We start from the raw sequence: 7,952 nt of genomic DNA, 5'->3' as shown, positions 1-7,952 counted from the left end.
AGGCTCATCAAGCAAAAAAGGGAACGTGTTGAACACGTTCCCTTTTTACTGGATCAGCTCCCCTCGGGGCTTAACTGACTGGCATTGCGGCACTGCCGGGGTTTTTTTGTGCGTTGTCGGCCACGCAGGCGATGCAACAACATGCCTGCATCGAGACACGTGGCTGCAACCGACAGCGTTGGTGCGTATGTCCTGCGGTTGCTCGCATGACGGCCTACAACTGCACCGGCAGCGCGCGCCCGGGGGCCAGCAGGCGTTCGATCAGAGCTACCAGGCCGGGCGGCTCCACCGGCTTGCCCATGTGCGCATCGAAACCGGCGACCACCGCCCGGTCGCGGTCCTCGTCGCGCACATAGGCGGTGAGCGCAATCGCTGGCAGATGCCGATGCAGCGGCGCCAGTCCGCCACGCAGGCTGCGAATCAGGTCGTAGCCATCGCGTTGCGGCATGGCGATATCGCTGACTAGTACATCGAAGCAGGCATCGGCCAGGTGACGTTCGGCCAGGTCCACCGTGCCCGCAGCCTGCACCTGTGCGCCGGCTTGCTGCAGAAAGTGCAAGACCGCGTCGCGGGAATCCTGATCATCGTCCACCAGCAGTATGCGCACGCCGCGCAGGCGATCATGGCAGTCGGCCGACGACGCGCCGGGCGCCGCCGGTGTTGCCGAGGCCGGGCGCAGATCGGTGACGCCATGCTGGAATGGCAGCACGACCGTAAAGACCGAGCCCTGGCCTTCGCCCGCACTGGACGCACCCAGGCTGCCGCCATGCAGGTCCACCAGTTGTCGCGAGATCGACAAACCCAATCCCAGTCCGCCGACACGGCGCGTGGTGCCGGCGTCGGCTTGCCGAAAGCGATCGAAGACATGCGGCAGGAAATCGGGCGCGATGCCGATGCCGGTGTCGTGCACGCACAGCCGCAGCCCGCCGTCCTCGACATCGAGTACCACCCGCACCGAGCCACCGGCAGCGGTGAATTTGAGCGCGTTGCTGAGCAGGTTGGTCAGCACCTGTTGCAGCCGCCCGGCATCGCCGAAGAACCACAGTTCGCAGCCGGCCGGCGCATCCAGCTCCAGCGTGATCTCGCGCGCCAGCGCGGCCGGCTGCATCAGCTCCACCGCACTGCGTGCCAGGTTGGCGATGTCGAAATGCTCGGCATGCAGGCGCAGCTTGCCCGAGAGGATGGCACTCATGTCCAGCAGGTCGTCGATGATCTGGGTCTGCCCGCGCGCACTGCGCTCGATGATGGCCAGGCCATTGCCCAGCTTGGTCGATTCCATCGCCTGCGACTGCATCAGCCGCGACCACCCCAGGATTGCGTTGAGCGGCGTGCGCAATTCGTGGCTGAGCGTAGCCAGGAACTCGTCCTTGACCCGGTTGGCATGCTCGGCCTGATTACGGGCGGCGGTCTCCGCCTGCAACGATTGCTTGAGCTTGGCGTCCACGCGGGCGCGCTCGATGACGATGCCGGCCAGGTGCGATGCCGAGCGGGCCATGGCCTGCTCGCGCAGCGAGGACAGATGGGGGCGGTCGTAATAGATGTTGAGGGTGCCCAGCACCTGGCCGTTGCTGGCCAAAATCGGCGTGACGCAACACGCAGCGATCCCCAGCGTTGTGGAAATCGCATGCTGGCGGCTGAAGCCGGGGTCGGCCTGGATGTCGGCGCAGATGACTTGCCGGCCCAGATGCGCCGAGCGCGCGCAGGGCGGCCCATCCGCAGCAATCGGCACTGCATCGAACGGGCCAGGATGCGCGTGCGGAAAATGCACGGCCGACCCGAACCGCAAGCTGTGGCGAACCTCGTCGCGCACCATCACCGAGCAGTACAGCGCAATCTCGCCGCGCGCCTCCACGCTCTGCGCAATGGCATCCAGCACCACCCGCAGCGGCGCGCCGGTGGTAATCAGGCTCAGGATCGCGCGGTCGGACGCCGTGGCGTCTTCGACAAGCTTGCGCTCGGAGATGTCGGTCAGCGAGCCGATGTGGCCGAGAAACCGACCGTCGCTGGCGCAATGCGGCGATGCGTGGTCGATGCACCACCGATACTGCCCGTCGTGACGGCGCACCCGATACTCGGCGACGAATTCGCCACGTTGCTCCAGCGCCTGGGCAAATGTCTGGCGCACCCGCACGGCATCGTCCGGGTGGACCACATCCCACCACCCCTGCTCCAATGCCTGGTCCTCGCCCTGGCCGGTGAAGTGGTACCACCGTGGATTCCAGTACACGCAATCGCCTTGCGCGTCGGCCATCCAGATCATCGCCGGCACGGTCTCGCACAGCGCGCGGAAACGGATCTCGCTCTCACGCAGTTGCTGTTCGACGGCGCGACGGTCGTGGATGTCGGTGTAGGTGCCGATCCACTCGCTGATGCCGCCGTCGTCGCCACGTACCGGCAGGGCGCGTGCCAGATGCCAGCGCGCCTGGCCGTCGCGGCCGTGCAATTCACATTCGACCTCGTACGCGCGCTCATGCTGCAAGGCCTGCCGCCATGTCTGCACCGACCGTTGCAGGCCATGGGCGGTATGCGCCTGCTGCCACGCATCCGCCGTGCTGGCCGCCGGATCCAGGCCGGTGTACTCGTACCAGCGCTGATTGAAATAATGCGGCTGCCCATCCGGCCCGGCGATGAAGATGATCTGCGGCAGCGTGTCGGCCAACCGACGCAGGCGCGCCTCGCTCGCGGCCAGCTGCTGTTGTGCCCTGGCGCGCTGCATCGATTCCCAGCAACGCGCAGCGACCAGTCGCACCAGTTCGATGTCGGTGGACAGCCAGTGCCGTGGCGTGCGCTGGTGGACGCCGACGGCCGCGACCAGCCGCCCGTGCTTGTGCAACGGAATCGCCAGCGATGCGCGCAGACCGGAGCGCCGGTACTGTTCGAGCATGGACGCCGGCGCACCCGGCGCCAGCAAGTCGGTGGAGACCCAGGGACGGTTTTCCAGCAGCGCATCGCGCAGGCCGTGCACCGCCTCCAACGGAAAGTCACCTTGCGCGCCCGACACGTCCTGCGCCTGGTCGCCGATCACATGCATGCTGCTGCCGTCGGCGGCGGCCAGCCCGAATGCGCAGCGGCTGGCCTGCAGATGGTCTGCCAGCAGACGCATGCTGGCATCGACGATCAGGCCAGGATCGGAGACGTGCTGCAACGCATCTTCAAGTGCCAGCAGGAAGCTGTCACGGCTTTCGATGCGCCGCTGCGCGGTCACGTCGAAGCCGTGCAACAGGATCGCAGCGATGCGGCCATCGCTGTCTCGCATCGGTTGGTACAGGAAATCCACGATGGCTTCTTCGAGCGCACTGCCAGGCGTACGCCGCAGGTAGGCCTTCATCGATTCGCCAATGAAGGGTTGGCCGCTGCGCCACACCTCGTCGAGCAGGTCCGGATAACCTTGATCGATGATCTCCGGAATCGCCTCCAGCAAGGGCCGCCCCAGCAGCGGCCGTTCACCGACCATGTCGCGAAAGCGCTGGTTGATGCGTTCGATGACATAGTCGGGGCCGCGCAGCACGGCCATGAACGCGGGAGATTGCGCCAGCGCCCTCGCCCGCGAGGTCGCGGCCACCTCGGCACGATCGACGGTGCTGTCAGCGCACGCCGGGGGCATGCCGTCCGCCGCCACGGGGGCGACGTAGAGCGCGCCTACCTGGCGGTCGCCCTCAAACACCGGGCTGCACGACCAGCGCGATAGATCCGCAAGCGGGCAGGCATCGCCAGCCCCGCCATGGGTGACGGCAATGACCGGCAGTTGTGCCAATGGCTGCCCGAAGGCCGCAGGATGCCAGCCACCCAGCAGCGCAATGCAGGCATCGTTATAGATGCAGCGCGCGTCCTCGCCCCAGACCAACACCATCGGATGCCGCGCATGCAGGCACACCGAGAGCGTGGTGCGCAACGCCGCCATCTCGCGTAGCGACGTGTCGGCGACATCGTCGGCCAGCAGCAACAAGCCGGCCGTCTCGCTCGCCTGGGGCAGCAGCCCCGCAAACGCCGCTGCGATCTCCATCCGGCGACCCACCCATGATTCTTCGTTGCCAGGATTCTAGTGGCAACCTGGCCGAACGCGCGCTCAGCCGTTGTTGCCGCTCGCTTGCCGCGCGCGCGACAACGCGGCAACCAGTTCGCTGGCGAGATAAGGCTTGGTGAGAATGACCCCGCGCTCGAAGCCACCCGGGATGCTGCCGCGGGCCACGCCGGTGGCCAGCACAAACGGAATGCCGCGCTCGGACAGCAGCCGCGCCACCGGCTCACTGGTTTCGCCGTTGGCCAGCCGGTAATCCAGCACCGCCATATCAGGCGCATTGGTTCGGATCAGCTGCATGGCTTCTTCGACGTGACCGACCGGACCGACCACGATCGCGCCGGCATGGACGAGCTGCAGATCGAGCAGCATGGCATTCATGTCATCGTTTTCGACCACGAGCACTCGAACTTCATGCAACGCCGACATTACTGACTCCTTCACCGAAGTCGGCCAGTATATCGGGCAGGGTCGGCTGCGGCGCTGCCGCCTTCGCTTGCAGCTGAATTCGTCAGGCGCATGGCAACACTGTTCGTTTCATTGCCAAGACGCTATACTGCGCGACCACGCCGAAGTGGCGGAATCGGTAGACGCAGCGGACTCAAAATCCGCCGCCCTTAAAAGCGTGTGGGTTCGAGTCCCACCTTCGGCACCAGGATACTGCAGTACCAGCAAAGCCCTTCCGGCAACACCGGAGGGGCTTTTTGCTTTGGCGACTTGCGGCAGGCACGCAGCCATCACGGCCGGCGCGTACCTTGAAGTCCCTCCTTCAAGCCGGTGGCCACCATGGACTTCGATGCTTCGCAGCAACTGCGCATTCTCCGCAACATCTACGACACCCAACGCGTGACAGATGAGGAAGCAAACTGGGCGGTGCGCGCAGGCTACGCCGCACAGGCCGAAGATGGCGACATCGACCTGACGCACGAAGGCCGCAATGCATTGGACGACGGCCAGGCATGACGCCACCCGCCGTCCAGATGGATGGCTTGCAAGCGTGTGAGCAACTGCATGCTATCGGGTTCGGTGCCGCGCCCTGCATTGCATGCGCCACGCATGCAATGCGCGAACACGATTCTGCAATACGAAAAATAAAAAAGCCCCGACAATGCCAGGGCTCTAGATGATTGGCGTCCCCACGGGGATTCGAACCCCGGTGTCCACCGTGAAAGGGTGGTGTCCTAGGCCTCTAGACGATGGGGACGCGTATCAAAACCTCGTTGTCCAATCCAGACGGCCTAATGTCTGAAGTGGTGGAGCCAGGCGGGATCGAACCGCCGACCTCCTGCATGCCATGCAGGCGCTCTCCCAGCTGAGCTATGGCCCCGCGTTGCTGCTAGCCGGCAATCATAACGACAAAAAATGTCTTTGGGAAGTGATCGTTCAACATTTTCCTTGCGCAGCCGGTCGCATGTATCAGCACGCGTCGGTCGCCGCTGCAGGGCAACGCCGGCCCCGGCAATGTCACCGGGGCGCAACGTCAGCGGTCAGCTGCGCTTGGCGCGGGCGAAGGCGGCGGCCAGTGCATTGTCGGCCGGCGGGGCACTGCTGCGTGGCTTGCTGTTGGCCGTGGTCGTCCCGCGACCACCACCGTCGCGACGCCCCTGCCCTGGCCCGCCGGTGCCACGCGTATCGCGCGACTGCGCGGCGGCATCGGCCGGCGGTGGCGTGTCGGACAGCCGTCGGGTCAAGGCGATGCGCTTGCGCGCCACATCCACTTCCAGCACCTTGACCTTGACGATGTCGCCGGCCTTGACCACATCGCGTGGATCCTTGACGAAGGTGTCCGACAGCGCGGAGATGTGCACCAGGCCATCCTGATGCACGCCGATATCGACGAAGGCGCCGAATGCGGCGACGTTGCTGACCACGCCTTCCAGAATCATGCCCGGCTTGAGGTGCTTGATGTCCTCGATGCCCTCGGCGAACTGTGCTGCCTTGAACTCGGGGCGCGGATCGCGGCCGGGTTTTTCCAGCTCCTTGAGGATGTCGCGCACGGTCGGCACACCGAACTGGTCGTCGGTGAACAGCTCCGCCTTGAGTCCGCGCAGGAAGCTGCCATCGCCCAGCAAGGCCTTGATCGGCTTGCCGGTGTTGGCCACGATGCGCTCGACCACCGGATACGCTTCCGGGTGCACCGCCGAGACGTCCAGCGGCTCGTCACCATCGGCGATGCGCAGGAAGCCGGCGCATTGTTCGAAGGTCTTGTCGCCCAGGCGCGGCACCTTGAGCAGGTCCTTGCGGCGTTTGAACGGGCCGTTGTCGTCGCGATGGCGCACGATGTTGTCGGCCACCGTGCTGGACAGCCCGGACACGCGCGACAACAGCGCCGCCGAGGCGGTGTTGACGTACACGCCTACCGCGTTGACGCAGTCTTCCACGCGCGCTTCCAGCGCCTTGGCCAGGCGATACTGGTCCACGTCGTGCTGGTACTGGCCCACACCGATCGCCTTGGGCTCGATCTTGACCAGTTCGGCCAGCGGGTCCTGCAGGCGCCGTGCGATCGACACCGCGCCGCGCAGCGACACATCCAGCTCCGGAAATTCCCTGGCGGCGAACTCGGACGCCGAATACACCGACGCGCCCGCTTCGCTGACCACGATCTTCTGCAGCTTGGCGCCTTCGCACAGCGCAATCGCCTCCCCGGCCAGCTTGTCGGTCTCGCGACTGGCAGTGCCGTTGCCGATCGCGATCAGCTCCACGTTGTGCCGCATGCACAACGTTCTGATGGTCTGCAGCGACTGGCCCCACTGCCGTTTGGGCTCATGCGGATAGATGGTTTCGGTGGCCACCAGTTTGCCGGTCGCATCGACCACGGCGATCTTGCAGCCGGTGCGGATGCCCGGGTCCAGGCCCAGCACCACGCGCGGTCCGGCCGGGGCGGCCAGCATCAGGTCCTTGAGGTTGTCGCCGAACACCGCGATCGCTTCGGCCTCGGCCTTTTCGCGCGCCTGATTGAACAGGTCCAGCAGCAGGTGCATGTGCAGCTTGGCGCGCCAGGTCAGCCGGCAGGCGTCCAGCAACCAGCGGTCGGCCGGACGGCCGCCGTTGGAAATACCGGCATTGCGCGCCACCCGGCCTTCGGCGTACTGGTGCCCCGCCTCGGCATCGGTGCCCGGGTCCAGGTCCAGATGCAGGAACTCTTCGCGCCGCGCGCGGAACAACGCCAGCAGGCGGTGCGAGGGGATCTTTGCCAGCGACTCGGCATGGTCGAAGTAATCGCGGTACTTGGCACCGGCCTCTTCCTTGCCCTCGGCAACGCGCGCGCGGATGATGCCGTTATCGTTCAACCAGCTGCGCAGCTCGCCAACCAGGGCAGCATCTTCGCCCCAGCGCTCCATCAGGATAGCGCGGGCCCCTTCCAGCGCGGCCTTGCTATCGGCCACGCCCTTCTCGGCGTCGATGAAGGCCGCCGCCGCCACCTCGGGTGCCTGGGTCGGGTCGGTCAACAGCCCGTCGGCCAGTGGCTCCAGCCCGGCTTCGCGTGCGATCTGCGCACGGGTGCGGCGCTTGGGCTTGTAGGGCAGATACAGATCTTCCAGCCGCGACTTGGTGTCGGCGGCGGCGATCTCGTTGCGCAGTTCGTCGCTGAGCTTGCCCTGCTCGTCGATGCTGGACAGGATGGCCGCGCGGCGGTCTTCCAGCTCACGCAGATAGGTCAGGCGGGTCTCCAGGTTACGCAATTGCGTATCGTCCAGACCGCCTGTGACTTCCTTGCGGTAGCGGGCGATGAACGGAACGCTGGCACCTTCGTCCAGCAGGGCAATGGCGGCGCGCGCCTGGGCGGGTTGGGCACCGATCTCATCGGCGATGGTGCGGGCAATCTGCTGGGCAAGCTGGCTATCGTGCATGGCGGCGCGGGGCGACCCGCTTCACTGGAAAACCGCATTTTCGCAGTGCGCGCCCGCCGCGGAAACCCATTGACAGCGCGATG

General features: G+C 65.9%; 3 protein-coding genes, 3 tRNA genes and 1 pseudogene. 2 read left to right on the top strand and 5 right to left on the bottom strand.

Annotated features, from left to right (window positions below; all coding sequences use genetic code 11):
* Window positions 1–214: 214 nt before the first annotated feature.
* Window positions 215–3,538 (bottom strand): annotated as a pseudogene (locus XcuCFBP2542_RS16350) (PAS domain S-box protein); the annotation flags it as partial.
* Between the two features lie 528 nt (window positions 3,539–4,066).
* Entirely contained in the window at window positions 4,067–4,447 is a 381-nt protein-coding gene (locus XcuCFBP2542_RS16345; RefSeq protein WP_104604976.1) for a response regulator, read from the bottom strand.
* Between the two features lie 139 nt (window positions 4,448–4,586).
* On the opposite strand from XcuCFBP2542_RS16345, the gene XcuCFBP2542_RS16340 reads away from it, so the two are divergent.
* A tRNA-Leu gene (locus XcuCFBP2542_RS16340) sits at window positions 4,587–4,673 on the top strand.
* A gap of 131 nt (window positions 4,674–4,804) precedes the next feature.
* Window positions 4,805–4,981, top strand: coding sequence for a hypothetical protein (locus XcuCFBP2542_RS19755; RefSeq protein ID WP_170067017.1), 177 nt, complete (start codon window positions 4,805–4,807; stop codon window positions 4,979–4,981).
* A gap of 165 nt (window positions 4,982–5,146) precedes the next feature.
* On the opposite strand, the gene XcuCFBP2542_RS16335 is transcribed toward XcuCFBP2542_RS19755, so the two are convergent.
* The 3 genes from XcuCFBP2542_RS16335 to XcuCFBP2542_RS16325 form a co-directional block, all read right to left on the bottom strand.
* Window positions 5,147–5,222, bottom strand: a tRNA-Glu gene (locus XcuCFBP2542_RS16335).
* Window positions 5,223–5,269: 47 nt separating this feature from the next.
* Window positions 5,270–5,345, bottom strand: a tRNA-Ala gene (locus XcuCFBP2542_RS16330).
* 160 nt (window positions 5,346–5,505) lie between these two features.
* Window positions 5,506–7,869 carry a Tex family protein gene (locus XcuCFBP2542_RS16325; protein ID WP_104604974.1) on the bottom strand — a complete coding sequence of 788 codons (2,364 nt, stop codon included), beginning with the start codon at window positions 7,867–7,869 and terminating at the stop codon, window positions 5,506–5,508.
* Window positions 7,870–7,952: the final 83 nt, after the last annotated feature.

Origin of the sequence: Xanthomonas cucurbitae, from assembly GCF_002939885.1 — a bacterium.
Lineage (GTDB): Bacteria > Pseudomonadota > Gammaproteobacteria > Xanthomonadales > Xanthomonadaceae > Xanthomonas > Xanthomonas cucurbitae.
This window is presented reverse-complemented; position numbering and strand designations above follow the sequence as displayed.

Bases quoted from the DNA above. Each gene is read 5' to 3' on its own strand.
- XcuCFBP2542_RS16345 (WP_104604976.1), bottom strand. From the start codon at position 4,447: ATGTCGGCGTTGCATGAAGTTCGAGTGCTCGTGGTCGAAAACGATGAC.
- XcuCFBP2542_RS19755 (WP_170067017.1), top strand. From the start codon at position 4,805: ATGGACTTCGATGCTTCGCAGCAACTGCGCATTCTCCGCAACATCTAC.
- XcuCFBP2542_RS16325 (WP_104604974.1), bottom strand. From the start codon at position 7,869: ATGCACGATAGCCAGCTTGCCCAGCAGATTGCCCGCACCATCGCCGAT.